The 25,747-nt window shown below is 62.2% G+C and carries 29 protein-coding genes and 2 pseudogenes; 20 read left to right on the top strand and 11 right to left on the bottom strand.

Annotated elements, in window-relative coordinates; all coding sequences use genetic code 11:
- Positions 1–9 precede the first annotated feature (9 nt).
- Positions 10–315, bottom strand: a complete 306-nt coding sequence (locus BKP54_RS08935; protein ID WP_025425588.1) for an antibiotic biosynthesis monooxygenase family protein — start codon at positions 313–315, stop codon at positions 10–12.
- Positions 316–535: 220 nt separating this feature from the next.
- Here BKP54_RS08935 and BKP54_RS08930 point away from each other — a divergent pair, with 220 nt between their 5' ends.
- The 4 genes and pseudogenes from BKP54_RS08930 to BKP54_RS08915 all read left to right on the top strand — a co-directional run bounded on the left by BKP54_RS08930 (position 536) and on the right by BKP54_RS08915 (position 3,041).
- Positions 536–865, top strand: coding sequence for a metalloregulator ArsR/SmtB family transcription factor (locus BKP54_RS08930; RefSeq protein ID WP_025425587.1), 330 nt, complete (start codon positions 536–538; stop codon positions 863–865).
- Entirely contained in the window at positions 862–1,326 is a 465-nt protein-coding gene (locus BKP54_RS08925; RefSeq protein WP_025425586.1) for an SRPBCC domain-containing protein, read from the top strand. Before BKP54_RS08930 ends, BKP54_RS08925 begins: the two co-directional genes overlap by 4 nt.
- 173 nt (positions 1,327–1,499) lie before the next feature.
- Positions 1,500–1,913, top strand: a complete 414-nt coding sequence (locus BKP54_RS08920; protein WP_084814358.1) for a GFA family protein — start codon at positions 1,500–1,502, stop codon at positions 1,911–1,913.
- A gap of 215 nt (positions 1,914–2,128) precedes the next feature.
- Positions 2,129–3,041: pseudogene (locus tag BKP54_RS08915) on the top strand (alpha/beta hydrolase).
- Between the two features lie 114 nt (positions 3,042–3,155).
- On the opposite strand, the gene BKP54_RS08910 reads toward BKP54_RS08915, so the two are convergent.
- Positions 3,156–3,782, bottom strand: coding sequence for a glutathione S-transferase N-terminal domain-containing protein (locus tag BKP54_RS08910; RefSeq protein ID WP_057219996.1), 627 nt, complete (start codon positions 3,780–3,782; stop codon positions 3,156–3,158).
- A 166-nt stretch (positions 3,783–3,948) separates the two neighbouring features.
- On the opposite strand from BKP54_RS08910, the gene BKP54_RS08905 reads away from it, so the two are divergent.
- A complete protein-coding gene (locus BKP54_RS08905; protein WP_025425583.1) occupies positions 3,949–5,010 on the top strand; it encodes a succinylglutamate desuccinylase/aspartoacylase family protein in 1,062 nt (353 codons plus the stop codon).
- A 53-nt stretch (positions 5,011–5,063) separates the two neighbouring features.
- Here the strand turns inward: BKP54_RS08905 and BKP54_RS08900 are convergent, their stop codons facing one another.
- Positions 5,064–5,537, bottom strand: coding sequence for an Lrp/AsnC family transcriptional regulator (locus tag BKP54_RS08900; protein WP_025425582.1), 474 nt, complete (start codon positions 5,535–5,537; stop codon positions 5,064–5,066).
- 227 nt (positions 5,538–5,764) lie between these two features.
- Here BKP54_RS08900 and tatA point away from each other — a divergent pair, with 227 nt between their 5' ends.
- The 4 genes from tatA to ybaK all read left to right on the top strand — a co-directional run bounded on the left by tatA (position 5,765) and on the right by ybaK (position 8,518).
- Positions 5,765–6,934, top strand: coding sequence for a tyrosine aminotransferase (gene tatA, locus BKP54_RS08895; RefSeq protein WP_025425581.1), 1,170 nt, complete (start codon positions 5,765–5,767; stop codon positions 6,932–6,934).
- Positions 6,935–6,948: 14 nt separating this feature from the next.
- Positions 6,949–7,584 carry a YitT family protein gene (locus BKP54_RS08890; protein ID WP_025425580.1) on the top strand — a complete coding sequence of 212 codons (636 nt, stop codon included), beginning with the start codon at positions 6,949–6,951 and terminating at the stop codon, positions 7,582–7,584.
- Positions 7,585–7,668: 84 nt separating this feature from the next.
- Positions 7,669–8,028, top strand: a complete 360-nt coding sequence (locus tag BKP54_RS08885; protein ID WP_057204320.1) for an ArsC family reductase — start codon at positions 7,669–7,671, stop codon at positions 8,026–8,028.
- 16 nt (positions 8,029–8,044) lie between these two features.
- Complete coding sequence (gene ybaK, locus BKP54_RS08880; RefSeq protein ID WP_025425578.1) at positions 8,045–8,518, top strand: Cys-tRNA(Pro) deacylase; 474 nt, start codon at positions 8,045–8,047, stop codon at positions 8,516–8,518.
- A 156-nt stretch (positions 8,519–8,674) separates the two neighbouring features.
- Here ybaK and BKP54_RS08875 read toward each other — a convergent pair whose 3' ends face one another.
- Entirely contained in the window at positions 8,675–9,130 is a 456-nt protein-coding gene (locus BKP54_RS08875; RefSeq protein ID WP_025425577.1) for a MarR family winged helix-turn-helix transcriptional regulator, read from the bottom strand.
- An 85-nt stretch (positions 9,131–9,215) separates the two neighbouring features.
- On the opposite strand from BKP54_RS08875, the gene BKP54_RS08870 reads away from it, so the two are divergent.
- The 4 genes and pseudogenes from BKP54_RS08870 (at position 9,216) to BKP54_RS08855 (ending at position 12,987) form a co-directional block, all read left to right on the top strand.
- Complete coding sequence (locus BKP54_RS08870) at positions 9,216–9,890, top strand: glutathione S-transferase family protein (protein ID WP_038575818.1); 675 nt, start codon at positions 9,216–9,218, stop codon at positions 9,888–9,890.
- 76 nt (positions 9,891–9,966) lie between these two features.
- Complete coding sequence (locus BKP54_RS08865) at positions 9,967–10,854, top strand: MBL fold metallo-hydrolase (RefSeq protein WP_082523422.1); 888 nt, start codon at positions 9,967–9,969, stop codon at positions 10,852–10,854.
- 80 nt (positions 10,855–10,934) lie between these two features.
- A pseudogene (locus tag BKP54_RS08860) lies at positions 10,935–12,187 on the top strand (aminopeptidase).
- Positions 12,184–12,987, top strand: coding sequence for a pyrroline-5-carboxylate reductase dimerization domain-containing protein (locus BKP54_RS08855; protein ID WP_158071678.1), 804 nt, complete (start codon positions 12,184–12,186; stop codon positions 12,985–12,987). The pseudogene BKP54_RS08860 and the gene BKP54_RS08855 overlap by 4 nt, the downstream one beginning before the upstream one ends.
- A 75-nt stretch (positions 12,988–13,062) precedes the next feature.
- Here the strand turns inward: BKP54_RS08855 and BKP54_RS08850 are convergent, their stop codons facing one another.
- On the bottom strand, positions 13,063–13,938 hold the full coding sequence (locus tag BKP54_RS08850) for an EamA family transporter (protein WP_025425573.1): 876 nt from the start codon (positions 13,936–13,938) through the stop codon (positions 13,063–13,065).
- 100 nt (positions 13,939–14,038) lie between these two features.
- Here BKP54_RS08850 and BKP54_RS08845 point away from each other — a divergent pair, with 100 nt between their 5' ends.
- Positions 14,039–14,533, top strand: coding sequence for a MarR family transcriptional regulator (locus BKP54_RS08845; protein WP_025425572.1), 495 nt, complete (start codon positions 14,039–14,041; stop codon positions 14,531–14,533).
- A 9-nt stretch (positions 14,534–14,542) separates the two neighbouring features.
- On the opposite strand, the gene BKP54_RS08840 is transcribed toward BKP54_RS08845, so the two are convergent.
- The 4 genes from BKP54_RS08840 to BKP54_RS08825 all read right to left on the bottom strand — a co-directional run bounded on the left by BKP54_RS08840 (position 14,543) and on the right by BKP54_RS08825 (position 19,541).
- A complete protein-coding gene (locus BKP54_RS08840) occupies positions 14,543–15,133 on the bottom strand; it encodes an NAD(P)H-dependent oxidoreductase (RefSeq protein ID WP_025425571.1) in 591 nt (196 codons plus the stop codon).
- A 175-nt stretch (positions 15,134–15,308) separates the two neighbouring features.
- Positions 15,309–15,896, bottom strand: coding sequence for an AAA family ATPase (locus BKP54_RS08835; RefSeq protein WP_057219969.1), 588 nt, complete (start codon positions 15,894–15,896; stop codon positions 15,309–15,311).
- 148 nt (positions 15,897–16,044) lie between these two features.
- Complete coding sequence (xseA, locus tag BKP54_RS08830) at positions 16,045–17,643, bottom strand: exodeoxyribonuclease VII large subunit (RefSeq protein ID WP_025425569.1); 1,599 nt, start codon at positions 17,641–17,643, stop codon at positions 16,045–16,047.
- An 83-nt stretch (positions 17,644–17,726) separates the two neighbouring features.
- Complete coding sequence (locus BKP54_RS08825) at positions 17,727–19,541, bottom strand: hypothetical protein (RefSeq protein WP_084814356.1); 1,815 nt, start codon at positions 19,539–19,541, stop codon at positions 17,727–17,729.
- A gap of 166 nt (positions 19,542–19,707) precedes the next feature.
- On the opposite strand from BKP54_RS08825, the gene BKP54_RS08820 reads away from it, so the two are divergent.
- The 4 genes from BKP54_RS08820 (at position 19,708) to BKP54_RS08805 (ending at position 22,148) form a co-directional block, all read left to right on the top strand.
- The gene (locus BKP54_RS08820; RefSeq protein ID WP_038576640.1) at positions 19,708–20,706 is read left to right on the top strand and encodes a glycosyltransferase; all 999 of its coding nucleotides are present in this window, start codon (positions 19,708–19,710) and stop codon (positions 20,704–20,706) included.
- Positions 20,707–20,734: 28 nt separating this feature from the next.
- Positions 20,735–21,445, top strand: coding sequence for a class I SAM-dependent methyltransferase (locus BKP54_RS08815; RefSeq protein WP_084814375.1), 711 nt, complete (start codon positions 20,735–20,737; stop codon positions 21,443–21,445).
- Positions 21,446–21,553: 108 nt separating this feature from the next.
- Positions 21,554–21,916 (top strand): transporter, encoded by a 363-nt coding sequence (locus BKP54_RS08810; protein WP_025425566.1) that lies wholly within the window; start codon positions 21,554–21,556, stop codon positions 21,914–21,916.
- A 25-nt stretch (positions 21,917–21,941) separates the two neighbouring features.
- Complete coding sequence (locus BKP54_RS08805) at positions 21,942–22,148, top strand: hypothetical protein (RefSeq protein WP_025425565.1); 207 nt, start codon at positions 21,942–21,944, stop codon at positions 22,146–22,148.
- A 4-nt stretch (positions 22,149–22,152) separates the two neighbouring features.
- On the opposite strand, the gene BKP54_RS08800 is transcribed toward BKP54_RS08805, so the two are convergent.
- Complete coding sequence (locus BKP54_RS08800) at positions 22,153–22,932, bottom strand: helix-turn-helix transcriptional regulator (protein WP_025425564.1); 780 nt, start codon at positions 22,930–22,932, stop codon at positions 22,153–22,155.
- A 128-nt stretch (positions 22,933–23,060) separates the two neighbouring features.
- Here BKP54_RS08800 and BKP54_RS08795 point away from each other — a divergent pair, with 128 nt between their 5' ends.
- Positions 23,061–23,468, top strand: a complete 408-nt coding sequence (locus tag BKP54_RS08795; protein ID WP_025425563.1) for a hypothetical protein — start codon at positions 23,061–23,063, stop codon at positions 23,466–23,468.
- 63 nt (positions 23,469–23,531) lie between these two features.
- Here BKP54_RS08795 and BKP54_RS08790 read toward each other — a convergent pair whose 3' ends face one another.
- Complete coding sequence (locus BKP54_RS08790; RefSeq protein ID WP_025425562.1) at positions 23,532–24,518, bottom strand: Gfo/Idh/MocA family oxidoreductase; 987 nt, start codon at positions 24,516–24,518, stop codon at positions 23,532–23,534.
- Between the two features lie 277 nt (positions 24,519–24,795).
- Here BKP54_RS08790 and BKP54_RS08785 point away from each other — a divergent pair, with 277 nt between their 5' ends.
- Positions 24,796–25,746: an aldo/keto reductase gene (locus tag BKP54_RS08785; RefSeq protein ID WP_025425561.1), complete on the top strand. Its 951-nt coding sequence runs from the start codon at positions 24,796–24,798 to the stop codon at positions 25,744–25,746.
- Position 25,747 lies beyond the last annotated feature (1 nt).

Here is a 25,747-nt window from a genome sequence, read left to right as displayed (position 1 = left end):
TGCCAAGCCTCACCGGGTTTCGCCAAACACCGCCGAGCCGATGATCGAATCGAGGCTCGCCAGCTCAAGGATCTCAGGGAAGTAGGCTTTCATGCGCGGGTCGCTGCGCATCGCCTCGACCGCTGCAGGGGTCTCCCACTCGGAGTAGATGACGACGCCGGTGCCGTCATTTGCCGCGATCAACCGGGTCGTCTTCCAGCCTTCAAGCGTGCGGACAACCGTGTCGGTGTTCAGCTTCAGGAGCGCGATCAGCGCATCCTGCTTCCCGGGTTTGACCTTCAGCAGATTGATCAAAATGACTGACTCGTCGGACATGGCATGTCTCCTTTTTGTTTCGAACACATCAAGGACGACCGGAAGGGTGAAAACGGATCGCGACGTTTGAAAATTTTGGGAAATGGTTCTCTGCGGAGCGGGGCCTGCTGACTGAAATAAGCAGTCCAAGCCATCGCCACAACAACGGAAGAGCCGTAGCCTTACCTGACAAAAAACAATAGTGTTGACTAATTAATCAGTATGCACTAATTGTTTTGTCATGATTGAAACCGCACCCATCACCGCCGTCATGCGCGCCCTTGCCGATCCGACCCGGCGTGCCGTGTTCGAGCGCATCGCCAATGCCGACGAGATCACGGTGGTCGAACTGACGCGCGGCAGCGGCGTGACGCAGGGTGCCATTTCGCAGCATCTCAAGTCATTGAAGCAGGCGGGCCTCGTCAGCGAGCGTCCCGAAGGCCGCAACGTCTATTACCGCGCTGAGCCCGAAGGCCTCGAGCCGCTTGTCGACTGGATGAGCCATTACGGCGCCTTCTGGCGCGAACGGTTTGCAAACCTCCGCACTCTCTTGAAGGAGATCGATCCATGAATGAAGTAGTGTTGCAGCCCCACACGCAGGACATCGTGGTAGACGAGGTCTTCCCCCACGCCCCCGAGACGATCTGGAAAACCTTGACGAGCGGCGCCTTGATAAGCCGCTGGATGATGGTTGCGACAGGCTTCGAGCCGGTCGAAGGCAACCGCTTCACCTTCCAGACCACGCCGGCCGGCGAATGGGATGGCGTCATCCACTGCCGGGTGCTGGAGGTGAAACCGAACGAGCGGTTCGTCTACGCCTGGAAAGGCGGGCACGAGGCCAATGCCGGCTATGGCTCGCGTCTTGACACGGTCGTTACATGGACCCTGTCCAGGGTCCACAACGGCACGCGCCTTCGCCTCGTTCATTCCGGCTTCGTGACGCCGAGAAACGACACCGCCTTCAAGAACATGAGCGAAGGTTGGAAGAAGGTTCTGACGCGGATCGGCACCGTGACCGAAGGGCAGGACTGAGACGACACCCAAAGCCTGACGCGGGCGCCGTGCCCGCGTCCTTGACGCGCCCGGTTCGGCAAGCGCCGTAGCGCCATCACGAACACAAGCAAAACAACTGATTGCGATGCCCGACCATCGAGCACGCTCGATGACGTACGCGTTGCCGTCCCCAGAGCCCAAGGAGCAATGACATGAGCAAGCCCTATACCGGTGGATGCGCCTGCGGCGCGATCCGTTACGAGATCTCTGGAGAACCGGTTTTCTCAAACGATTGTCAGTGTCGCGACTGCCAGAGCGAGAGCGGCACCGGACACGGATCGCACCTGACCTTCAGGCGAGACGGCGTGAAGCTCGAAGGCAAGGCGACGCTGTGGGACATGGTCGCCGATAGCGGCAACGTGAAGACCCGGGCCTTTTGTCCCACCTGCGGTTCGCCCGTCTATATGACCTTTGCCGCAATGCCCGAATTCTTCACCGTGCGCGCGGCGAGCCTCGACGATCCGAGTCGCTACACGCCCCAGGTCGTCACCTATGGATCACGCGGCTACGCTTGGGACCACCTCGACCCGACGCTGCCGAAGTTTGACAAGATGCCGCCGATGTAAAGACCAGGCGAACGGACATCGAAGTTTTCCAGGGCGCGCCGTCGCGCGCCCTACCCCATCCCCATCGCGTAGCAACCGAGCAAATGCGCCATGCCGCGTTCGGTATTGCCGAACAGTAGATCCGCCTTCTGGCGGCTAGTTCGAACAGATCACGCCTGTCATCTTCTCTCCATCGAAACGCCAATCGGCGCACACCGAAAAAACAGGAGAGACCAATGCTTCGTTCCCTCATCACCGGCGCAGCCATAGCCTTCGCCGTCCCGGCACTCGCCGACGTTCAGCCCTATCCGGCGACGTTTACAACGGAAACCATCGCCACCAACGGCACGACCCTGCATGTGCGCGTCGGCGGTTCGGGGGCCGACCGTCGTGCTGCTGCACGGCTACGGCGAGACCGGCGACATGTGGGCGCCGCTTGCTGCCGAGCTTGTCCGCGATCACCGCGTCATCGTGCCCGATCTCAGGGGCATGGGGCTCTCGGACAAGCCGGCGACCGGCTATGACAAGAAGACAGAAGCGCAGGATATCGCCGGCGTGCTCGACGCGTTGAAGGCCGACAAGGTCGACGTGGTGGCACACGATATCGGCAACATGGTCGGTTACGCCTTTGCCGCCCAGTATCCGACACGAACGACAAAGCTGGTGCTGATGGACGCGCCGCTTCCCGGCGTCGGCCCGTGGGAAGAGATCCTGAAGAACCCGCTGCTGTGGCACTTCCGTTTCGGCGGGCCTGACATGGAGCGCTTGGTGGCCGGCCGCGAGCGCATCTACCTCGACCGCTTCTGGAACGAATTCTCCGCCGATCCGAAGAAGTGGAACGAGGCCTCGCGCGAACACTACGCCAAGCTCTATGCCCAGCCGGGCGCGATGCGGGCGGGCTTCGCCCAGTTCGCCGCCTTCGATCAGGACGCGATCGACAACCAGGCCTTCCTGAAACAGGGCAAGCTCGGCATGCCTGTCCTGGCCGTCGGCGGCGAAAAATCCTTCGGCCCGACAATGGCCGTCGTAACCCGCTTTGCCGCCAACAATGTCACCGAGGTGGTCATTCCCGCTTCCGGCCATTGGTTGATGGAGGAACAGCCCGAAGCGACGGTGAAGGCGATCCGCAGCTTTCTCGACGCGGAATGATCGAGGGTGCCTACGAAGCGGCCATTGACCAGAGCCGGCGCAAGCACTTTGCGCCGGCTCTTTTCGCATCATGGCCAGCGCGCAGCGCGATAGCTCTCAAGCTCCGGCTGGGCGTCAGGTCGGCGGAATGAAAGGCTGGCTGATCGCCTGGAATACGGCCAACGCCTCCAGCATTTCCCCGTGTGCCCGTAGCGCCGGATAGTTGGAGATCGCGATCAGCTCGGGATGGACCTCGCACAGGAAACGCAGCACCACTGCCACGGCGATATCGGCATGGCCAATGCGCTCCCCGAACCAGAACTCCGAGGTACCCTCCGACCGGCCGGCCTCCAATACGCCGAGCGCCGCCTCCATCTGGTGACGGCAGCGATCGACCCAGAGGGCCGAGACTTCGCCGTGCAGACGCTTCTCGTAGAACAGGCTGACGGCCTTGTCGCCGAGCCCGGTTGCAAGCGCCGCAACCTTAAGCGCCCGATGTCGGGCGGGTTCGAACCTTGGAAACATTGCGCGTTCATCGGAAACAAGGCCGTCGAGATAATCGAGAATGATGTGGCTATCGATCAACGCGGTACCGTCGTCCAGCACCAGGGTCGGGACGCGCGTCAGCGGATTGTAGGCACGAAGCCTGTCGGCATCGCCGAAGGAGGACCAGGGGCGGTGCTCGAATTCCATGCCGTATAGCGTGAGCGCGATGCCGACGCGGCGGACGAAGGGAGAATCATATTGGCCGATCAGGATCATCTGCAGGGTCCCGTCTGGTGAGAGCGCAGCCAGAAGACAACGGATGCGCGGCAAAAGCAAAGCCTTGCTCCGCCCCCATCAACGCCCGCGCTCCCCGTTTCTAGCCACTTGCAGAGCCTATCGGGAATGCCGATAAGCCTTCGACACGAGACAAAAGGGGGAGACCATGGACATCTCGGAAATCATCATCGCCGGCGACACCGCAGGCATCGAATGGCGCCTTCCGGTCTTCCGCTTCAAGGGCAGGAGCCCCGACGCACCGAAGACCTATATTCAAGCGGCACTGCACGCCAACGAACTGCCCGGCACCGCGCTGGCGCATTTCCTCCTGCAGAAGCTCGCTGACGCGGAGAAGAACGCCGCCATTCTCGGCGACATCACCGTCGTGCCGCAGGCAAACCCCATCGGCACCGCGCAATCGCATTTCGGCGAACTGCAGGGCCGGTTCGATCTCGGCTCGCGCACCAATTTCAACCGCGATTTTCCGCTGATCGCACTCGGCGAGCGCGACAGCCTTCTCGAGGATCTTGATCGTTACTCGGCCACGGATCGGCTGAAGCGGCAATTGCTGCATATGGCGCTCGGCGCCGACTTGATGCTCGACCTGCATTGCGACGACGAAGCGCTGCAATATGCCTATATCGACGACGCCTTCTGGCCGGAGGCGGCCGACCTTGCCGCAGCTCTCGACATGGAGGCGGTGCTTCTTTCGGATGGCGAAAGCTCCGCCTTCGAAGAGGCCGTCGCCTACGCCTGGAAGTATGAGGCAGCCGGTCAGATGAAGACGAGCCTTCCGGGGCGGCTCTCCGTCACGGTCGAGCTTCGCGGCACACGCGACGTCTATCCTGACATGGCACGCAAGGATGCCGAAGGCGTGCTGCGCTTCCTCGCCCAGCGCGGCGTGGTCGCCGGCGACAGGGCAGCACTTCCAGCATTCGGCGGCATCGTCGCGCCGCTCGACAACATCGAGCTGATCCGCGCTCCGGAATCCGGCGCCATCCTCTTCCACCGCGATATCGGCGAGAGGGTGAAGGCCGCCGATCTGCTCGTGACGATCCTTAGCCGTCCCGGCCGGCCAGACGGCGCCATCGAAGTCCGCGCACCGCAGGACGGGCTGATTGTTACCCGGGTATCGACAAGGCTTGCCCGTCGCCGCGCGGACCTGATGAAAATCGCCTGCGCAACCGCGTCAAGCGCCGCACGCAAGCCCGGCCCGCTGGAAGCCTGAAGCCAAGCCAAAGCTGTGGCTTTGTCCGGAACGTCCTGAGAACGTTCCGGACATCACCGCGACATCGTCGCGGTCATCTTCGGACTGTCGAGAAGGATGGTCGAGCGCAGAGTCTTGATCTCGCCGATCTGCTCGAACTCGGTCCACAATAGCCGTTTGTAGTCGGCGACATCACGTACGGCGATCTTCAGCAGAAAGTCGAAATCACCGGCAACCGTATGGCACTCCACCACCTCGGGCATGCGCGACACCAGTTCGATGAAACGCTGCCCGACCTTGCTTGCGGTCCGCTCCAGCGTCACTTCGAGAAAGGCCTGGAAGCCGACCCCCGCCGCCTTCGGATCGACCACGACCGTTTGCCGGATAACACCTTCCGAGTAGAGCCGCGCCAACCGGCGCGACAGCGGTGCCGGCGAAAGCCCGACCCGCGCCGCAAGCTCGTTGTTGCTGCGCAACGCGTCCTCGACAAGCAATCGGATAATCCGCCGGTCGATCGCATCGAGTTTGGACGCTCCGCGCTCCGTCATAGCCAGCCCTTCCCGCTCTCTTCAGCGTTTGCGCAAATCAGCAAAAGAAATGCATCGATTTACGCAATTCGATCTATGCGAATATTGTCTCCGTGGCAAATCCGGCATCGATTTTGCGCTGTCTCTGATTTAAAGAAGAAGCCTGTCGAGAGCCGGAGGACGGTTCTCGGCGCGACCTTTCTCGATCGCCCATCGCTACTCTGTCACTGCCAAGGGGGAATTCCGGCATGTTCGACGCTCTGACCCGCCAACCCGACGATCCGTTGCTGGCCCTGATCGGGCTCTATCGCAAGGACGAGCGCCCTGGAAAGGTCGATCTCGGCGTCGGAGTCTACCGCGACGAAACCGGCCACACGCCGATCTTCCGCGCGGTCAAGGAAGCGGAAAAGCGGCTGCTCGCAACGCAGGACAGCAAGGCCTATGTCGGCCCCGAGGGCGACCTCATTTTCGTCGATCACCTCTGGACGCTGGTCGGTGGCGACACGATCAACCGAAGCCATTTGGCCGGCGTGCAGACGCCGGGCGGCTCCGGCGCGCTAAGGCTTGCGGCCGACCTCATCCGCCAGATGGGCGGCAAGCGCATCTGGATCGGCCTGCCGAGCTGGCCGAACCATGCCAGCATCTTCAAGGCCGCGGGCCTTGAGACGGCCGGCTATCCATTCTTCGACGTCCCGTCCCAGACCGTGCTCTTCGACACCATGATGAGCGCGCTCCAAGGTGCTTCGGCCGGCGACGCCGTGCTGCTGCATGCCGGCTGCCACAACCCGACGGGCGGCGTGATCACCGATACGCAATGGCTGGAGATCGCGGCCGTCGTCGCCGAGCGCGGCCTGCTGCCGTTGATCGACCTTGCCTATCAGGGCTTCGGCCGCGGATTGGACGAGGACGTAACGGGCCTTCGCCATCTCATCGGCATCGTCCCGGAAACCCTGATCGCCGTCTCCTGCTCGAAATCGTTCGGGCTCTACCGCGAGCGCACCGGCGCCATCTTTGCCGTGACCGCCTCGTCCTCGTCGGCCGACACGGTCCGCTCCAACCTCGCCGGCCTGGCGCGCACCAGCTACTCGATGCCGCCGGATCACGGCGCCGCCATCGTGCGCACCATCCTGTGCGATGCCGACCTGGCGCGCGACTGGAGAGAAGAACTTGAAACTATGCGCCAGCGTATATCAGGCATTCGCCGATCGCTTGCCGAAGGCCTGCGCGACCGCTGGCAGGCGCTTGGCGCCGTCGCCGACCAGGAAGGCATGTTCTCGCTGCTGCCGCTTTCGGAAGCGGATGTGATGCGGCTCAGGAACGAACACGGCATCTACATGCCGGGTTCCGGCCGCATCAACATTGCCGGACTGAAGACGGCCGAAGTCGATGACGTCATCGGCAAGTTCAAGAACCTCTAAGGACTGAAAAGACGATGAACGCCGAGCCAATGATCAATACCCAGGACGTGCCCGCCGAGCGCCACCACCTCTTTGAGGATGCGTTGGCGATCCTGACGGGCACGCTGATCATGTCGCTCGGCGTCATCATCTACAGCAAGGCGATGCTGCTGACGGGCAGCACCTCCGGTCTGGCCCTTCTTTTGCAATACGCGACCGGCGCGCAATTCTGGCTGGTGTTCTCGCTCATCAATCTGCCGTTCTATGTCCTGGCGATCAAACGGCTCGGCTGGATGTTTGCGCTGCGCACCTTTCTTGCGGTCACGTTGGTGGCGCTGTTTTCGAAGTTGACGGCAGGATGGGTGGAATTCGCCAAGCTCGACCCGATCTACGCGACCATTGTCGGCGGCGGATTGATGGGCACCGGCCTGCTGATCCTCTTTCGCCACCGCACCGGGCTCGGCGGCATCAACATTCTGGCGATCTATCTGCAGGAGAAGTACGGCATCCGCGCCGGCTATTTCCAGCTTGCCGTCGATCTTACGATCCTTGCCGCCGCCTTCTTCGTGCTGCCGCCGGCCAACCTGGTTCTGTCCGTAGTTGGCGCCGCCGTCGTCAACATGACGCTTGCCATCAACCACAAGCCGGGCCGCTACGTCGGCGTAACCTGAGACACCGGCAAGGTCTTCCCTCTCCCTGAGAGGGAGGCTATCACTCCCAGCACGAATTTGCCGCAAGGCAGGAAAGGCATGGGAATGACGGTCACGATCTACGGCATCAAGAATTGCGACACGATGAAAAAGGCGCGCACCTGGCTCGACGGCCAGGGCATCGCCTATCGCTTCCACGACTACAAGGTCGAGGGCATCGACCGAGCCCATCTCGATCGCTGGTGCAAGGAGGCAGGCTGGGAAATCGTGCTCAACCGCGCCGGCACCACCTTCCGCAACCTGCCCGATGCCGAAAAGCAGAACCTCGATACCGACAAGGCAATCGCGCTGATGCTGGCACAGCCCTCGATGATCAAGCGTCCGGTGATCGAGGCCAACGGCAACCTGTTGATCGGCTTCAAGCCGGACCTCTACGAGGCCCTGTTTCACAAGACCAACGCCTGACGCCGGGAGAGGCACGATGTCCAAGACCACCCGCGCAACTCAGGCGCTTGCCAAGGCCGGCGTTGTCTTCACCGTCCACACCTACGACTACGACCCGAACGCCGAGCGCGTCGGGCTGCAGGCGGCAGAAGCACTCGGCGAGGATCCGAGCCGGGTGCTGAAGACGCTGATGGCCGAGGTCGACGGCAAGCCAGTCTGCTGCGTGGTGCCATCCGATCGCGAAGTCAGCATGAAGAAACTGGCCGCGGCCTTCGGCGGCAAGTCGGCAGCGATGATGAAGCCTGCTGATGCCGAGCGCCTGACCGGATATCATGTCGGCGGCATCAGCCCGTTCGGGCAGAAGAAGCTGGTGCCGACCGCGATCGAAGAAGCGGCGCTTTCCGAAGCACAGGTCTACATCAATGGCGGCCAGCGCGGGCTTCAGGTGCGGCTGGCACCTGGCGACGCACGAACGGCACTCAAGGCCGTGGCGGCACCGCTGATCGCCTGACGCCGACATGAACACTCCAGGATGTCCTTGGGCATTCCAGGCGTGTTCTGAGATCGAGAGCGCTTCCGGTTTAGACAGAGCCGCAGAAACGCTCTATCTCCCTGTTTTGACACATTTCCTGACGGAAAACCGCTTCGCACTTTTCCTGGAAATGCTCTAGCGAAGCCTTGCGAGCAGACTAGCCAGTTGCTGCGCTTCGTCCGTACCCAGTTTTGTGCCGACATGGGCCTCGATCGAACCGGAATAGACCTCCCACATGCGCTCGCGTGTCGCACGCCCTTTGTCAGTCACGACCACCCAGCGCCCGCGCCCGTCGGCGTCGAAAGCCTCGCGCCGAACCAGCCCTTCCCGTTCAAGCCGGTCGATCAAACGCGAGAGATTGTATTGGGCAAGCAAGGTGCGGGACTCGATCTCGAAGGGACGCAGCTTGCCGTCCTCCGCCTGCACCAGTTCCCAGAGCACATCATACCAGCCGAGCGGCGGCAGACCGGCCCTCTTGAAATCCGCCTCGATCGCCGAAAGCACGCGCCGTTGCGCGCGCATGAGGCCGATCCAGGCCTGTGTGGCAGCCGGCGTCGGCCGCAGTTCTCCATTCTTCGAAATATCGCTCATAGATGCAATTACATTGATCTTGAAAGTGTTGGCAAGCACACATACATGCAGATGCATCTACATTGATCAACCCAGGAGACCACCCATGAGCAGTGCCCTTACCCTGATCAGCCATCATCTCTGCCCCTATGTGCAGCGCGCTGCGATCGCGCTTGCCGAAAAGGGTGTCGCCTTCGATCGCGCGAGCATCGATCTGGCCGCCAAGCCAGACTGGTTCCTGAAAATCTCGCCGCTCGGCAAGGTGCCGTTGCTGCAGATCCCGCAGACGACCGGCGAGGCCGTCCTGTTCGAAAGTTCGGTGATCTGCGAATACCTCGAGGAGACACAGGCTGGCGTCCGGCTTCACCCGACGGACCCTCTGGAACGGGCACGCCACCGCGGCTGGATGGAATACGGCTCGTCGATCCTCTCGGACCTCTGGGGCTTCGAGACCACCGGGGCTGCCGACGCTTTCGAGCAGAAGCGCCAGGTGATCGCCGCGAAGTTTGCGACGATCGAAACCGTTCTGGGCGACGGGCCCTATTTCGCCGGAACGGATTTCTCCCTGGTGGATGCAGTCTTTGCGCCGATCTTCCGCTATTTCGACCTGTTCGACACGTTGGTCGACCACAAGATCTTCAGCGGCCTTGCCCGTGTTTCCGCCTGGCGGCAGGCCCTGGCGGAACGCTCGAGCGTCAAGGCTGCCGTGGCATCGGACTATGGCGAGCGTCTGATGATCTTCTTGAAGCAGCACGACGCCTATCTGCTGCGTGCGCAATAGAGCGGCCCCACGGCCCTTCTTTTTCGGCGCGCGCCATCCTATGACAGATGCGAACAACGGGAGGAGCAAGCGCGCCATGCCTGATATGACGTCGACCCTGACGATATTGCAGCCCTATCCCGGCATCTTCGCCTATTACGACGGGCGGATTGCCGGGACCCGGCTCCATTCCGAGGGACCAAACTGGCTGGACGATGGCGCCTATGCGTTGGGCGTCGCGTCCTACGCAATCGTCGATGGCGGTGAGGCGCTCGTCTACGACACCCACATCTCCATCCCCCACGCCGAAGCCATTCGCGTCCATCTCGAAGGCCTTGGCGTCACCTCGATCCGGGTCGTGCTCAGCCACTGGCACAAGGACCACGTAGCCGGAAACGCCGCCTTTGCCGATTGCGAGATCATCGCTTTGTCGCTGACGGCGGAACGGCTTGCCGAAAACCGCGAGAAGATCGAAATCGCAACGCCGCCGATCCATCCCCTCGTCATGCCCAACCGCCTGTTTGAGCACGGGCTTGATCTCAAGGTGGGGCAACGAAAGGTGGAACTGCATCATTTCGCCATTCACAGCGCCGACGGCAATGTCCTCTGGCTGCCCGAGGAAAAGCTGCTGCTGGCCGGCGACACGGTCGAAGACTGCGCCACCTTTATCGCCGAAGCCGAGCAGGTCGCAACGCATATCGCCGAATTGAAGCGCCTGCGGGAATGGCCGATCGCCCGCATCCTGCCAAGCCACGGCGATCGCGATCGTATTGCTGCGGGCGGCTATGACGCGGCGCTGATCGATGCGAACCGAAGCTATCTCGAACGTTTGGTGCGCGCGGCCGCGGACGGAACTCCCATCGGGCCTCTCAAGGATTTTGCTGCCGATGAGATCGCCGCCGGTTCGATCCTCTACTTCGCGCCCTATGAAGAGGTGCACGACAGCAATGTCGCCAGAATGCGCGCTGCAGCCAAGAGCATCTGACGTTTGCAACCGCCAGCCTTCATTTTCGCCGCAAAGCGCACTAAGTCTTGTTCGTCCGATTTCATAATGACAGGCAAATCATGACCTATCCCGCCAACACCCCCACCCCGATCGACCCGGTAAAACTCGACAAGCTCGCGGAAGTCGCCATCAAGGTCGGCCTGCAGCTGCAAAAGGGCCAGGACCTGGTAATGACGGCGCCGATCGCCGCCATGCCGCTTGTGCGCGATATCGCCAAGCACGCCTACAAGGCCGGCGCCGGTCTGGTGACGACGTTCTATTCCGACGAGGAAACGACACTTGCGCGCTACGCCTACGCGCCTGACGAAAGCTTCGACCGGGCAAGCGACTGGCTTTACGAAGGCATGGCCAAGGCATTCGGCGGCGGCGCTGCCCGCCTAGCCATCTCCGGCGACAACCCGATGATGCTGTCGGCCCAGGACCCGAGCAAAGTGGCGCGCGCCAACAAGGCCAATTCCATCGCCTACAAGCCGGCGCTCGAAAAAATCACGAATTTCGACATCAACTGGAACATCGTCTCCTATCCGAACCCTGCCTGGGCGCAGCTGGTGTTCCCGAACGATCCCGAGCCGATCGCGGTGGAAAAGCTGGCCAACGCCATTTTCGCCGCGTCGCGCGTCGATCTCGACGATCCGGTTGCGGCCTGGAAGGCGCACAATGCCAACCTGGCGCGACGCTCCGCCTGGCTGAACGGCGAACGCTTCGCCTCGCTGCATTTCACCGGCCCCGGCACCGATCTCGTCGTCGGGCTGGCCGATGGCCATCTGTGGTGTGGCGGCGCGTCGGAAGCGAAAAACGGCATCATCTGCAATCCCAATATCCCGACCGAAGAGGTCTTCACGACACCGCACGCGCTGCGCGTCGAGGGATACGTCTCCAGCACCAAGCCGCTGTCGCATCAGGGTACGCTGATCGACAACATTCAGGTCCGGTTCGAAGGCGGACGCATCGTCGAGGCGAAGGCTTCGCGCGGCGAGGAGGTGCTGAACAAGGTGCTCGACACCGACGAGGGCGCGCGCAGGCTCGGTGAAGTGGCCCTCGTGCCGCATTCCTCGCCGATTTCGGCAAGCGGCATCCTGTTCTACAACACCCTGTTCGACGAAAATGCCTCGTGCCACATCGCGCTTGGCCAGTGCTACTCGGGCTGCTTCGTCGACGACACCAGCCTGACGCCGGAACAGATCCGCGCCCAGGGCGGCAATTCGAGCCTGATCCACATCGACTGGATGATCGGCTCCGGCCAGGTGGATATCGACGGCGTGCGCGCGACGGCAGTCGCGTGCCGGTCATGCGGCAGGGCGAGTGGGCTTGACGCAGTTCGGTGTCATCGGCGGCGGCGGCTGGCTGGGCAAGGCCCTGTTGCTGCCCGCCCTTGCCGATGGCGTCATCGCCGGGGAGGCGTTGACCGTCTCCTCGCGCAGCGGCACCGTCCCGGGCTTCGAGCCCTGGCCGGCTGTCCGCCAGACGAAAGGTAACGCCGCGCTCGCCGCTGACGCGGATGTGGTGATGCTGTCCGTACGCCCACAGGATCTCGACGCCATCGCGCTCGATCTCTCGGGCAAGCTCGTCATTTCGGTGATGGCGATGGTTTCGCTTGCCGACCTTGCCGCCCGCTTCGAGGCTCGTCGCATCATCAGGGCGATGCCGAATACTGCCGCCGAAAAGCGGCTCTCCTTCACACCGTGGCTTGCAAGCCCTGACACCACCGAGGCGGATTGCGCCTTCGCCGAGCGGCTCTTTGAAGCATCCGGCAAGGTGCAAAGGATCGCGACGGAAACCGAGCTCGACTACTTCACCGCCTTGACCGGCTCCGGCCCTGCCTTTCTTGCCGTCTTTGCCGATGCGATGATTTCCGATGCCGTGACGAAAGGCATCGAGAGAGGCATCGCCGAGCGCGCCGTGCGCCAGCTTTTCCTCGGCGGCAGCACCTTGCTGGCAGGCAGCAAGCAGACGCCTGACGAAATCGTGCAAACCTTCCTCGATTACGCTGGCACGACCGCGGCCGGGCTCGAGGCCATGGCTGCCGCCGATATCCACACGCCGATCGCTCGGGGGTTAACGGCCGCCGCTGCGAAAGCGGCGGCCGGCACCCGCGACTGCGACCTCGGGTAGGTTTTTGCCGGGGCGCCTGCCTTGTCCAACCTCAGCGCTTGCCTGGATTGGTGAGCGAAGGGGGCACCTTGTTCTTCACGCACGGGCCGGGCGAACGCGAGGCGCCAGTTGCGCCCGCTGGCTCAGCCAGACGCTGATTAGCACGACGAGAATGCCCAGCGCCTGGACCGGTGTCAGACGTTCATCAAGCACACCCCAGCCGAGCAGGATCGCGACGACAGGACTTAGGAAGCCGAGCGGCGCTACGGCCGAGGGCTCGAGGCGCGACAGCCCCCGGAACCAGAGCAGATAGGTGAAGGCGGCGCCGATCAGGCCGAGATAGGCGAGGCCCGCGTAGTTCGCCATCGTCAGGGTCGGCAGGGCCGGCTCAAAGAAGAGAGCGACCGGCACCAGCAGCACTCCGCCGGCGGCAAGCTGCCAGGCGGTGAAGGTCAAGGGCGGCACGGGCGGCGCCCAGTGGCGGCTCAGAACCGTGCCGAAGGCCATCGACACGGCACCGGCAAGACCGGCAACGACGCCGAGTGGATCGAGCGTTGCGCCCGGTGTCAGCACAAGCAGGCCGACGCCGACGATGCCAGCAAGGCCGGCGATGATGCTCAGCGCGCGGATCGGCGAGCCGAGAAAGACGCGCGACAACAGGATGACGATCAGCGGCTGGATCGCGCCGACCGTGGCGGCGACGCCGCCGGGCAACCGGTAGGCAGACACGAACAGCATCGCCCAGAAGAACGAGAAATTGAGGGCGCCGAGCAGGAACGTGCGCGGCCACCAGATGCCTGAAGGCAGCTGGCGGACGATCAGCAGGAGCAAGAGCCCCGCCGGCAAGGCGCGCAACATGGCGACCGTCAAGGGATAGCCCGGCGGCAGCAGTTCGGTCGTGACCAGATAGGTGCTGCCCCAGATGGCAGGCGCCAGGGCGGTCAGGGCGAGGTCGGCGTTGCGGCTGGCGATCATGTCTCTACCTCAAGTATCTCTAGATCAAGATATCTCCGTTATAACCGATATTATCTTGACGTCAAGATATCTTCGCCTTAGGCATTTCGGAAGAACGGTGGAGGCTCAGATGGATCACGTCGATAGAATTCTGGCGCAGTGGCAACGCGAACGACCAGACCTGGACGTTTCGGCCATGGGCCTTCTCGGCCGCTTCACGCGGCTGCGTAACCATATCGGACGCGAGATCGAAAAGACCTTCGCCGAGCGCGGATTGACGTCGGCGAGCTTCGACGTGCTTGCGGCGCTCAGGCGCTCCGGATCACCCTTTCAGCTCTCACCCGGCGAACTGCTGGCGACCACCATGGTCAGTTCCGGCACGATGACCAACCGCATCGACCAGCTGGAAAAGCAGGGTCTCGTCCAGCGCCTCGACAATCCGGACGACCGCCGCGGCGTGATCATAGCGCTGACGGCGGAAGGCTTGGAACGCGTCGACGAGGCTGCGACGGCCCATGTCGCCAACCAGCACCGGGTCGTTGCAAGCCTTGCACCGGACGAGCGCGAAGCGCTGGATGCGGTGCTGCGGAAACTGCTTGCAACCTATGAATAGGGCTGACGATCAGATGCGTCCGGCGAGCTGCCGCACGCGGGCAAGGTGACGCTTACGTTTCTCATCCGTGGCCCGATCCATGTCGTGCAGGCTGACCATGCGGAAATCGAGGCCCTTGGCGCAGAAGGCGGCAATACCGCGCTTCAGCAGCCGCCGCACGGGGTTGCCCATATAAAGATGCACCACCCACCAGGGCGATCCCGTCGTCGTCAGCGCCCAGAAGAGCTTGATGTTCTTCAGCCGCGGGATGATGCGGCCGCCGGCCGGATCGTTGTCGAAGGCAACGCCCGGCACGAAGACCCGATCGAAGAAGCCCTTGAGGATCGCCGGAAAATTGAACCACCATTGCGGAAAAACCAGGACGATCCCGTCCGCTGCCTGCAGCCGCGCGATCAACCCGGCCGTTAAGCTGGCATCGTAGTTGTCGGTGAAATAGCTGCCGCGCTCTACCTTGCTCAACCTCGGATCGAAATCCTCGCGATAGAGATCGAGCAGATCGACGGTATGGCCACCGGCAACAAGCGCCCGTTGCGCTTCGCGGGCGACGCTGGCGGCAAAGCTGTCTTCCAGCGGATGGGCGAGCACGAGCAGAATATGCATCCATTGTTCCTACTGCATAAGACCTGGGATCGAGATCGATCGACGGAGAAAATGATCCAAAGAATCAATCTATTGCAATGACGATCTTTTGAGCCGTAGCGCGACCCGCCCGCGACGAACGCATGTCACCGGAAAATCGGCCGATTCCAAATGCGTTTGCCAAACTCGCCCTTGCTCAGAGACCGGAGGAGTAGGCGGGCCGGGCGCGCGCTTCCAAGGCCAGTTCCTCGAACACGGATGGCGACCGGCGCGACGCCCAGGCGGAAATCAGTTGCGCAGCGTTATCTTCAACGGCTTGCCCTGAATGAAGCTGGAGATCGTAGCGCTGCCCCTCGTGAATGCGATGGAAATCGTCTGTAGCGCTGCCGATCGGCCGGTCCGCGCGCAGCGTTTCCCGTCGGACAAGTTCCTGAAGCTCACAGTGGAGCGCGACGAAGAAGACATCGAAGGACTGCAGCATCATCGCCAGCTCAGACGCCCAACCGGGCTCCTCGAGAATGTGTTCCAGCAGGAGATTGTTGCCGGCCGAGGCATAGGCGACCAGGGAGCGGTGGAACCCTTCGAAGAAACGGGCACGGTATTCCTGCCACCTGAAGTCGCCGCGCCGGAATCTTTCCGTCGGCAACGTTCCCGAATCACGAATATGGTCAATCGAGACGTGCCAGAATGGCTCGCCGATTTGTGCCTGGACCGCGCGCGCCAGAGTGGATTTTCCACTGCTGGAAGCGCCGTGAATGAAGATAATCTTGGCTCGTTCGACCATATCTGACTTCCATTCCGCAGAGTGCTGTGAGCGCGGCGTTATGCTGCCTCCGTGACAGGGAAATGAAAAGCAGGCGTCATTGATGCAGGCCGCACAGTCAACCCGTCCTCGTTGGAAAGATGAGGGCTCCCGTGATCGCAAACCTTGCCTAGAACAGGCTGCCTTGCTTCGACGGGTCGCCACCGGAACCACCGGTTTTCGGCTGCTTCTTCCTGGCGGCCGCCTGGGCTGTCGGCTCCCCACCCTCACCCGCAATCGCCGAAACGCTGCCGTCGGCAAATTCCAGCGACAGCGCCATGCCGGGCGCAACGGCCGCGGCCTGGCGAACCGGGCCGCCCTCGCCGTCGCGCACCAGCGCAAAACCGCGCTGCAGGACATTGCGATAGGACAGCGATTGCAGGATGCGGTCCTGTGCGGCGATGACACCCGTCAACCGGCGAATGTCCGTGCGGATTGCCGCGTCGGACCGCGCAACCAGCCCAGCCACGCGATCCGTCGAGCGGTGGATCTGGGCCAGCAGGCGCGACGGCAGCGCGCGCAGCGACGCATCCGCCGCCGAGACACGCGACTGTCCGCGATGGACCTGACGCTCGACGACGCGCTCGGCGCGGTTCATCGCATCGTTTAGCCGTTGCCGACGATCGCCGAGCCGCGCCTTGACCAGATCCGGCCGCAGCTCCGCCGAAGCGCGCTCGAACATCCGGCGCTTGTTCGTTGTGTTCATCATCAGACCACGCCCGAGGCCGAGGGCAGCCTCGTCGAAGCGTCGACGCGGCAGCGCCAACAACTGATCGAGCGACGGCAGCGCCCGGGCAAGCGACCGCACCACTTGGCGACGGTTTTCCATCTGCCTGACCATGCCGGCCTTCAGCCGCGCCGAAAGGCCGGATACTTCCGCTTCCAGATCGGCCTTGACCGGCACGGCCATTTCCGCCGCCCCGGTCGGGGTCGGTGCGCGTTGGTCGGCAGCATAGTCGATCAACGTCCAGTCGGTCTCGTGACCGACGGCCGAGATCAGCGGGATGACGGACGCTGCCGCCGCGCGCACGACCGCCTCGTCGTTGAAACCCCAGAGATCTTCCAGGCTGCCGCCACCGCGCGCGACGATCAGGACGTCGGGGCGGGTGATCGGCCCGCCGGCTTCGCATTCGTTGAAGCCACGGATGGCCGCCGCCACCTCGTCTCCCGAGCCTTCGCCCTGGACCCTAACCGGCCAGACGACGACATGGACGGGGAACCGGTCGGCGATGCGGTGGAGGATATCGCGAATGACGGCCCCGGTCGGCGAAGTGACCACGCCGATCACCTTTGGCATAAAAGGCAGCGGCCGCTTGCGCGTCGCGTCGAACAGGCCTTCGGCGCCAAGCTTGCGCTTGCGCTCTTCCAAAAGCGCCATCAACGCGCCGGCACCGGCCGGCTCCAGCGTCTCGATGACGATCTGGTATTTCGACGAACCGGGGAAGGTCGTGACCTTGCCGGTGGCGATCACTTCCATGCCCTCTTCCGGGCGGAAGCGCAGCCGCGAGAAGGTGCCCTTCCAGATCACCGCATCGATGCGCGCCCGATCGTCCTTGAGCGCGAAATAGGCGTGCCCCGAAGAATGCGGCCCACGATAGCCCGAGATCTCGCCACGCACACGAACCTGATCGAAGGCCTGCTCGACCGTACGCTTGATCGAGCCGGAAAGCTCGGAGACCGAATATTCGGTGAGGTTGCTCGGAGAATCGTTGTCGAAAATGGAGCTCATGCCCATTTGTAGCCGACGAGAGGCCCAAGGTCAGCAGAACCGTGCGCCTTTCTACCGGTTTCTTCCTCCGCCGTCCCCGCTCGCTATGGCTTCAGCGCGTAGAGCAAAATGCTGGATTTCTCGGAAACAGGCAGCGGCGTCAGAAACTCCGGAACCCGACCGGCGGCGAGCTGCCCGTAGAGCCCCCGAGGTTCCCGCTTGATGATCATGTCTGCCTGAACATCGTTGGCGCAAAATGCCAGGATCGGTTCGTGCAACTTGCTCAGCATCGCCTTGGCATCAGATGGCGACGCCAGCCCGATCTTCAGCTCCATAAACATGCCATCGGCATTGCGATGATAGGGCGCCGTCAAGACACGGTGGCTCGTGTATCTAAGGATCGAGGCGCCGATATCCGAAGGACCAACGATCATCGATGGCGGAAGACCTTCAAGATCTGAAAGAGCTGCCGGCGTCAGGCAGTTTTCGGTATTGGACGCCTGCGGCGCCTCCAGAGCGGCAAGGCCGTTGCGTGCCAAGGCGCCGCCGATTGCCCAGACTGCGGGCACCGAAAAAATCAGAACAAGGACATAGGCGAGCGATGCGCTCACGCCCCTGGTTCCCCCCTGCGACCAGGCTCGCATATCCACGAGCAGCAGCGAGAGCGGCAGGATTGCCAGAAGGTTGGAAAACGCCATCGCTCGCACCTGGACCATCGCGATGGCAAGATTGGCAGCAACAAGGGCGACGAGGATGAGATGCAGTCTGACCCGATCGCCCTGCCAAATGCGCCAGACACAGACGAGCGATGCAAAGACCCCACAGAAATAGTAGGCGCCGACGCTTGCCGGCTGGCGCGCCAGCACGGTCGCGAAGGATTGCGCCTCGGTCACACGGTCGAGCCAAAGTTCGATCAACAGCGGGTCAAGATCGGCAAGCGGGTTGCCAAGGCATTGGGGCGCAATAACGAGTGCGACAGCCAGGACGGAACAGGCACTGACGGCCAGCGCGACAAACCGAGCCGATATTCCGCGATCGCTAACAAATGCCGCAGACGCAGCCAGCACACAACCGCCGACAAGTGCCAGGGAGTAGAAGGCGATCGACAGGTTGTCACAGGTTGCCACGCGATAGAGGTGAGGCGGCACCGTGAGGAAGAACACAGTGCTCAAGGTAACTGCCAGTGAGATGCCGAAAGCGATGGTCGCACCAGCAACGTCCCGCCCGAGGAGCGCCCATTGCAACGCGACAATGGCACAAACGACCGCCACAAGCGGCGTCGTCTCGGCGCCGATGGCAATCGCCAGCGCCGCCGCCGCGCCGGCAATCACGTAGTTGCGCACACGATGGCGCATGTCGACCAGCATCGCGGCCATCACTGCAGCCAGGACCAGCTGGACGTTGTGGTGATCGATGGCGCCACCCATAAACCGATTGCTGGTCACCACAAAGATCGCCGTCAGACCGAGGCAGAAATGCATGCATTGCGTTCCGCCAATACGACGGCCGGCGAGCCCCATGAACACCAGCAATGGAATGGCGAGGAAGATCGGCCAGATCGCAAGCGCCAGCACTTCGGCTCTGTCGGCACCGAAGAGCGGACTGAGCAAGGAAATGAGCCCGGCTATCGGCAGGTCGATCAGCCGCGACCAATGCATCTGCGTGCCGCCATCCAGACCGAGACGAAGCTGGACCAGGTCGAACCAGCCTTGACCGTTGAGCAGGTCTCGAACCTGAACCAGCCGCATGGCGTCATCATTGTCGCGGCCCACATAATCCGATGCGCGGAGGAAACGGACGGCCAAAAACAAGACGACGGGCGCGCCATAGAACAGGACCATCCAAGGCAAGCTCGACCAGAAGCGCATTTTTGCGGTCACTGCCGCCGGGTCCTGACGTCTCGCAATTCTGTCCAGCATCTTCTTACGCCCCTATCCTCCCAGGACCCTAATCGGGCGGGATCAAAAAACCGTAAAGTTGTACCGGGCTCCCGAAGACAAAGGCGCTGACGCGCATGTGCACTTTGGCGTGTTGTTAACCGGCGACACCTATCATGCGCTGACACTTTCAAATCGAGCTGCGCCGATGTTTGAACCCTTAAGCATTGCTGTCCTTCTGCCCTGCTACAACGAAGCTTCGACCATCGGCGGCGTCGTGCGCGACTTCAGAGCCGCATTGCCGACGGCCAGCATTCACGTCTTCGACAACAACTCGACGGACGGAACCGCCTTGCAGGCAATGCTCGCCGGCGCCACCGTCGTTCGCGAAAGACGGCAAGGCAAAGGACACGTGGTCCGGCGGATGTTCGCCGACATCGACGCGGATATCTACGTGATGGCAGATGGCGACGGCACCTACTCACCGGCTGACGCCGAGGACCTGATCCGCACGCTGATTACCGAACAGTCGGACATGGTCGTGGGGACGCGGCGCAATATTCGCGAAGATGCAGGCAGGCAGGGTCACGCGCTCGGCAACAAGCTCTTCAACTACCTCTACCGGTCGATCTTCGGTACGGATTTCAGTGACATCTTTTCCGGCTATCGCGTCTTCTCGCGACGGTTCGTGAAGAGTTTTCCGGCGATATCCGCCGGCTTCGAGATCGAGACCGAGATGTCGGTGCATGCCTCGCGGTTGAAGCTGCCGGTCAGCGAACTGGAGCTGGATTATGGCAGACGCCCCGAAGGCTCGCATTCCAAGCTCTCAACTTACCGCGACGGCGCCAAGATCCTCTGGATGTTCGCAATGCTGATGAAGGAAACGCGACCCTTCGCCTTCTTTGGTCTGATCAGCCTCGCTTTCATGACAACGAGCCTGATTTTCATGACGCCGGTGCTGATCGAATATTTCGGCACGGGGCTGGTTCCCCGCATGCCGACCTGGGTGCTTTCGATGGTGCTGCTGCTGATATCGATCACGATGTTCACCGCCGGCCTGATCCTGGACTCCGTATCGCGGGCCCGCACCGAGCAGTTGCGGCTGCATTACATGGCGACCGGCCGGCGCGCAGCGCGAGAGGCTGTCGTCGAAAAGCCGGCGGTCCCGCAGCTCCGTGCCCACCGGCGCGGACCGGACGCGGCCTAAGCTCACGAGATATATGGAACCCCTGTCGATGAACCGCGAAACCACCAACCGCATACGCTTTGTCATCGAAGACATATTGCCGCCGTTCGTCAGGGACTCACGCCTGTTCAAGGGCATGGCGAGCCTCGCCTGGGGCGAGCATATCGGCCACCTCGCCCGTTTTCGCGAACGTGCCCCCTTCCTGACGGCCTTAGAATACGAGCAGCTCTACAAGCAGCATCCACGCGTTCACGAAGGAACCGACAATTCCGAAGCCTGTGTTCGCAAGATTGCGGCCGAAGTACGCGGCAAATCCGTCTGCGATGTCGGTTGCGGCACCGGCGTGCTGCTGAAGCACATCCGAGGCGCGAACCCCGATCTGCGGCGCTTGACCGGCGTCGACTTCGCCGTCGATGACGCGGCCACAATCGAGGGCGTGGAATACTTCGCGGCGATGATCGAAGAGCTTCCCTTCGCGGATGGCGAATTCGATACCGTCGTCTGCACCCACGTCATCGAGCATATCCTCGACTATCGCAAGGCGATTGCCGAACTGCGCCGTATCACCCGGCAGCGGCTGATCATCGTCGTTCCGCGCGAACGCGAATATCGCTACACCTTCAATCCGCATTTCAATTTCTTCCCCTATACGCACTCCTTCCTGCGGGCGATGCATCCTGTCCCAGCGCAACACGCGTGCATCGATATCGGTCGCGATATTTTCTATTGCGAAGACAAGGCCTACTGCATGTTTCCTTAAATCCTATTCGATTTAAGGATAAAAACATGCAGCAATTCAAAGTGCTACAGCGACCTTTGCGCGTCTAATGAGACGCGCGGCGCTGTAGCCGATGCGAGGTGCCCTGCGATGAATCTCAATCTCGCCCCGGCCGTTTGGTTTGGACTGTTCTTCACGCCGGTTTTGATCTCGGCCGGCCAGATCCTTTTCAAGCTGACGAGCGCCAAGACGGGAAGCCCTGACGCACAGGGCCTGCTGGCGCTCATCTTCAGTCCGACGCTGCTGACGGCCCTGATCGTCTACGGCTTCGGCACGATCATCTGGATCTTCACCATCAGGTCGGTACCGCTGACCATCGCCTACTCGTTCATGGCCCTGACCTTTTGCATCGTGCCGCTGCTTGCCGCCGTCTTCCTCGGCGAAGCCTTGACGCTGCGCTATGTCGGTGGCGCGGTGCTGATCATCGGCGGCATGATCATCATCAACTCCTGACGGCGATGCCAGCAATGTGGGTTTCATGATCATTATCGCCACCGTCATGCTCGGCATGCTTGTCGCAGGCCTCCGTTCGCCACGGACATGCCTGTTCGTTGCCGGCGTGCTTTCCATCCTGGCGGGTGCAGGTGGTGACTGGGTGCAGGTTGCAGCAGCGATCGGCGGCTACAACATGGGCATTGCACTGACGCTGTGCGGCGCCATCGTCGCTGGCGTGCATAACGGCTGACACGTCATCCCTTGCGTTCGAAGAAGGTTCTGGTTTCCTCGTTGGCCGGGAAGAAGGATTCGATCAGCACACCTTCCACTAGGGCGTCCTGGGTCGAGCCGAAGGTCTGCAGCGTGGTGATGAAGCTCAACGTAACCGGCCCGACGCGCAACTCGACAGGCAGAACCGGTAGCCGGTCGGTATCCGGATAGTTTTCGACCGCGCGCTTGACGGCGGGATCGGCCGCCAGTTTCTCCAGCCTCTTGCCAAGGCGACTCCTCGGCCCCTGCAGCCAGGCTTCGGTGCGAACGCGCTGGACCAGATCGGCGGCCGCAGCCTCCCAATTGACGACGAGGGCGCGGACATTTTCCGACGAGAGAAAAGCATCGAGAAAGTTCTGGCCGGGATTGAAAGGCACGTCGGCCGAAACGGCGAGCGCCGCCAGCGCCGGATTGACGATCAGGAGCGTGTATTCATGATCGAGTACCAGGCCCGGATAGGGATCGTGGCGAGCAAGGATGAGCCGGATGGCATTGGCCACGGCGGCGGGCATGGCATCGAGCCCCGACGCAGGGCGCGTCGTCATGCGCGGACGATATCCGGCGGCTGAAAACAGCGTGCCCTGGTCGCGCGCAGGAATGTCGAGCACCGAGGCCAGACGCAGGATCATGCCTTCCGATGGCTTCGATCGGCCGGTTTCGAGGAAGGAAAGGTGCCGCGTCGAGATGCCGGCAGCCACCGCCAGGTCAAGCTGGCTCATGCGGCGGTGCCCACGCCATTCCTTCAGGTGATTGCCGAATTCCATCGATGCCGATCTCCGTTGTGCCGGCAGATTGGCGCAGGCGCTGCGCAAAATCCACTACCTGCGAGGTAATTGGTTTCATGACCGGGAGGCGGCAACATCCGGATATCGACAAACGAATGGAGCCGAAAATGTTGAACCTTTCCAACCGCAGCCTGCTCAACAAGACCTTCCTCGCCGATGGCGCATTTTCGCTCCTCACCGGCGCGGTCCTCATCCTCGGTGCGGCCCCGCTCGCCGCTCTCATCAGCCCTGTCGCCACCCCGCTGATGATAAAGCTGCTTGGCGTCGGGCTTCTGGCCTGGGGGATTTTCCATCTCTCGGCCGCCCGCAACGGTGGGCCGGTTTCGGCTGCCGCCCGCGTCAGTATCGGCGGCGACGTCCTGTGGCAGATCGCAAGCCTTGCACTGCTTGCAACCGCCTATAACTCGCTGACGCCCATCGGCGTCGGGTTCTTGATCGTCGGCCTGATCGGCGTCGGCGACTTCCTGTTCTTCAAGGTGAAGGGCTTCGCCAGGGAGCGCGCGGCGCTGGCCTGATCCGACAACAACGAGAAATGCCCGCCGGCTCGCGCCGGCGGGCTTTTTCTTTCATTAGCCGGCTCAGATCTTTTCCCAGCCGTCCTTGTCGCTGGCGCGGTAGATCGCATCGATGAGCTTCTGGTTGAGCCGCGAGTTTTCGAGCGTGACCACTTCCTCGGCTTCGCCCTTTGCAGCGCGCGCAAACGCTTCCGCCTGCAGCTTGTACTGGCGTGCATCCTGGAAGCGGAAGAGCTGCGACTGGGCGTGGTTCTGGTTGGTGAGCTCCACTTCCTCGCGCCCGTAGCGGTCGGCATTGAACGGCGATTTCACCTCGATGAAACCCTTGTCGCCGTGGAAGACCATGACCTGGCGGGCGGCAAGCTGCGTGGAGATATAGAAGCTCAGTTCGAAATCACCGAAGTCGGCGCGCACGCTCGAATAGATGTCGGTGCCGAATTCCGGGTCGCGATCAGTGCTTGCCTGCACGCGCACCGGCTCCTTGGCCGTCACGAAGCGCGTGGTGATCGTCGGGTAGACGCCGATATCCGGCAGGCCGCCGCCACCGAGTGCCGGAATGTTGCGCATGTTGCCGGGGTCGCGGTTGAAATAGGTGAAGGCACCCTGCACGTGTCGAAGTCGGCCGATAGCCCCTTCGGCAAGCAGCGAGCGGGCCTTGCGCCAGACGGGGCTGTAGGTGACCATGAAGGCTTCGGCGATCAGCACCTTGTTGCGATCGCGCGCCGCGATCAATGCATCGATCTCGGATGCCCGCAGCGCAATCGGCTTTTCGCAGAGCACATGTTTGCCGGCATTGGCAGCCTTGATCGTCCACTCCACGTGCTGCGAGGTCGGCAGCGGGATATAGACCGCATCGATCGTGTCGGAGGCGAGCATCTCCTCATAGGATCCGAAGGCGTGCGGCGCGGAAAAGCGGTCGGCCATGGCGCGCGCCTTTGCGAGGTCGCGGCTGGCGACTGCCGAAACGACGCAGTTCTCGGCGTCCTGAATGGCGGGCACGACGAGATCGCGGCCGATCTTGGCCGTGGACAGAATTCCGAAACGAAACATAGCGGGGCTCCCTGATTTGGCGGCTGAGACTACTGCATGATTCCTTAAACCGGAATCGATTTAAGGAGAAAATCATGCAGCAGTTTAAAGCGTTACAGCGCCTTTAGCGCGTCATATGACGCGCGGCGCCGTAGCGGCGAGGTGCGTACCTATCAAGCGGCGACGACCGATAAAAAAGACCGGCGGCAGGTGACAAGCTTTGTTCGCTTGCCTTATGTTCGTGCCGGCATCCTCCCGATCGCGCACTTGCTTTCATCCAGTCCAATGGAGCGAAACCATGGAAAAACGCAGACTTGGCCGCACTAACCTTTCAATCGCGCCGCTTGTCTTCGGCGGCAATGTCTTCGGCTGGACAGCTGACGAAAAGACGTCCTTCGCCCTGCTCGACGCCTTCTTCGATGCCGGCCTTAATGCCATCGACACCGCTGACGTCTACTCGTCCTGGGCACCAGGAAACCAGGGCGGCGAATCCGAGACGATCATCGGCAAATGGCTGAAACAGTCCGGCCACAGCCGCGACAAGGCTGTGATCGTTACCAAGGTCGGTTCCGAGCTTGGGCCGGACCGCAAGGGCCTGTCACGCCGCTGGGTCCTGCAGGCGGTCGAGGATTCACTGAAGCGGCTGCAGACTGATTATATCGACCTTTACCTCTCGCACTGGCCAGACCCCGAAACGCCTTACGAAGAAACACTTGCCGCCTATGACCAGCTTTTGTCTGAGGGCAAGGTGCGCGCCGTCGGCGCCTCGAACCTGAACTCGCTGCAGCTGCGCGAAGCGCTCGATGTCAGCGCCAATGGCGGCCTGCCGCGCTATGCGGTGCTGCAGCCGGAATACAATCTCTACGATCGCGACAGTTTCGACGGGCCGTTGCGCGATCTTTGCGTCAGCGAAGAGATCGGCGTCATCAGTTATTTCGGCCTGGCGCGCGGCTTCCTCTCGGGCAAATACCGCACGCACAAGGACCTTGAAGGGTCGGCGCGCGGCTCGGGCGTCGAAAAATATCTCGACGGCCGCGGCATGCGCATCCTCGGCGTGCTCGACGAAATCGCTGAAGAGACCGGAGCAACGCAGGCCGAGATTGCGCTCGCTTGGGTGCGAAACCGCAAGGGCATCACCGCTCCCATCGCCAGCGCCACCAATCTCGACCAGTTGACGAGCCTCATCCGTTCGACCCAGCTGACCTTGAGCGACGAGGCAATTCGACAGCTCAACGACGTCAGCGAATAGC

It is taken from the genome of Ensifer sp. 1H6, assembly GCF_001976035.1.
In the GTDB taxonomy this organism is placed as follows: Bacteria; Pseudomonadota; Alphaproteobacteria; order Rhizobiales; family Rhizobiaceae; genus Ensifer; species Ensifer canadensis.
This window is presented reverse-complemented; position numbering and strand designations above follow the sequence as displayed.

Bases quoted from the DNA above. Each gene is read 5' to 3' on its own strand.
- BKP54_RS08935 (WP_025425588.1), bottom strand. From the start codon at position 315: ATGTCCGACGAGTCAGTCATTTTGATCAATCTGCTGAAGGTCAAACCC.
- BKP54_RS08930 (WP_025425587.1), top strand. From the start codon at position 536: ATGATTGAAACCGCACCCATCACCGCCGTCATGCGCGCCCTTGCCGAT.
- BKP54_RS08925 (WP_025425586.1), top strand. From the start codon at position 862: ATGAATGAAGTAGTGTTGCAGCCCCACACGCAGGACATCGTGGTAGAC.
- BKP54_RS08920 (WP_084814358.1), top strand. From the start codon at position 1,500: ATGAGCAAGCCCTATACCGGTGGATGCGCCTGCGGCGCGATCCGTTAC.
- BKP54_RS08910 (WP_057219996.1), bottom strand. From the start codon at position 3,782: ATGATCCTGATCGGCCAATATGATTCTCCCTTCGTCCGCCGCGTCGGC.
- BKP54_RS08905 (WP_025425583.1), top strand. From the start codon at position 3,949: ATGGACATCTCGGAAATCATCATCGCCGGCGACACCGCAGGCATCGAA.
- BKP54_RS08900 (WP_025425582.1), bottom strand. From the start codon at position 5,537: ATGACGGAGCGCGGAGCGTCCAAACTCGATGCGATCGACCGGCGGATT.
- tatA (WP_025425581.1), top strand. From the start codon at position 5,765: ATGTTCGACGCTCTGACCCGCCAACCCGACGATCCGTTGCTGGCCCTG.
- BKP54_RS08890 (WP_025425580.1), top strand. From the start codon at position 6,949: ATGAACGCCGAGCCAATGATCAATACCCAGGACGTGCCCGCCGAGCGC.
- BKP54_RS08885 (WP_057204320.1), top strand. From the start codon at position 7,669: ATGACGGTCACGATCTACGGCATCAAGAATTGCGACACGATGAAAAAG.
- ybaK (WP_025425578.1), top strand. From the start codon at position 8,045: ATGTCCAAGACCACCCGCGCAACTCAGGCGCTTGCCAAGGCCGGCGTT.
- BKP54_RS08875 (WP_025425577.1), bottom strand. From the start codon at position 9,130: ATGAGCGATATTTCGAAGAATGGAGAACTGCGGCCGACGCCGGCTGCC.
- BKP54_RS08870 (WP_038575818.1), top strand. From the start codon at position 9,216: ATGAGCAGTGCCCTTACCCTGATCAGCCATCATCTCTGCCCCTATGTG.
- BKP54_RS08865 (WP_082523422.1), top strand. From the start codon at position 9,967: ATGCCTGATATGACGTCGACCCTGACGATATTGCAGCCCTATCCCGGC.
- BKP54_RS08840 (WP_025425571.1), bottom strand. From the start codon at position 15,133: ATGCATATTCTGCTCGTGCTCGCCCATCCGCTGGAAGACAGCTTTGCC.
- BKP54_RS08835 (WP_057219969.1), bottom strand. From the start codon at position 15,896: ATGGTCGAACGAGCCAAGATTATCTTCATTCACGGCGCTTCCAGCAGT.
- xseA (WP_025425569.1), bottom strand. From the start codon at position 17,643: ATGAGCTCCATTTTCGACAACGATTCTCCGAGCAACCTCACCGAATAT.
- BKP54_RS08825 (WP_084814356.1), bottom strand. From the start codon at position 19,541: ATGCTGGACAGAATTGCGAGACGTCAGGACCCGGCGGCAGTGACCGCA.
- BKP54_RS08820 (WP_038576640.1), top strand. From the start codon at position 19,708: ATGTTTGAACCCTTAAGCATTGCTGTCCTTCTGCCCTGCTACAACGAA.
- BKP54_RS08815 (WP_084814375.1), top strand. From the start codon at position 20,735: ATGAACCGCGAAACCACCAACCGCATACGCTTTGTCATCGAAGACATA.
- BKP54_RS08810 (WP_025425566.1), top strand. From the start codon at position 21,554: ATGAATCTCAATCTCGCCCCGGCCGTTTGGTTTGGACTGTTCTTCACG.
- BKP54_RS08805 (WP_025425565.1), top strand. From the start codon at position 21,942: ATGATCATTATCGCCACCGTCATGCTCGGCATGCTTGTCGCAGGCCTC.
- BKP54_RS08800 (WP_025425564.1), bottom strand. From the start codon at position 22,932: ATGGAATTCGGCAATCACCTGAAGGAATGGCGTGGGCACCGCCGCATG.
- BKP54_RS08795 (WP_025425563.1), top strand. From the start codon at position 23,061: ATGTTGAACCTTTCCAACCGCAGCCTGCTCAACAAGACCTTCCTCGCC.
- BKP54_RS08790 (WP_025425562.1), bottom strand. From the start codon at position 24,518: ATGTTTCGTTTCGGAATTCTGTCCACGGCCAAGATCGGCCGCGATCTC.
- BKP54_RS08785 (WP_025425561.1), top strand. From the start codon at position 24,796: ATGGAAAAACGCAGACTTGGCCGCACTAACCTTTCAATCGCGCCGCTT.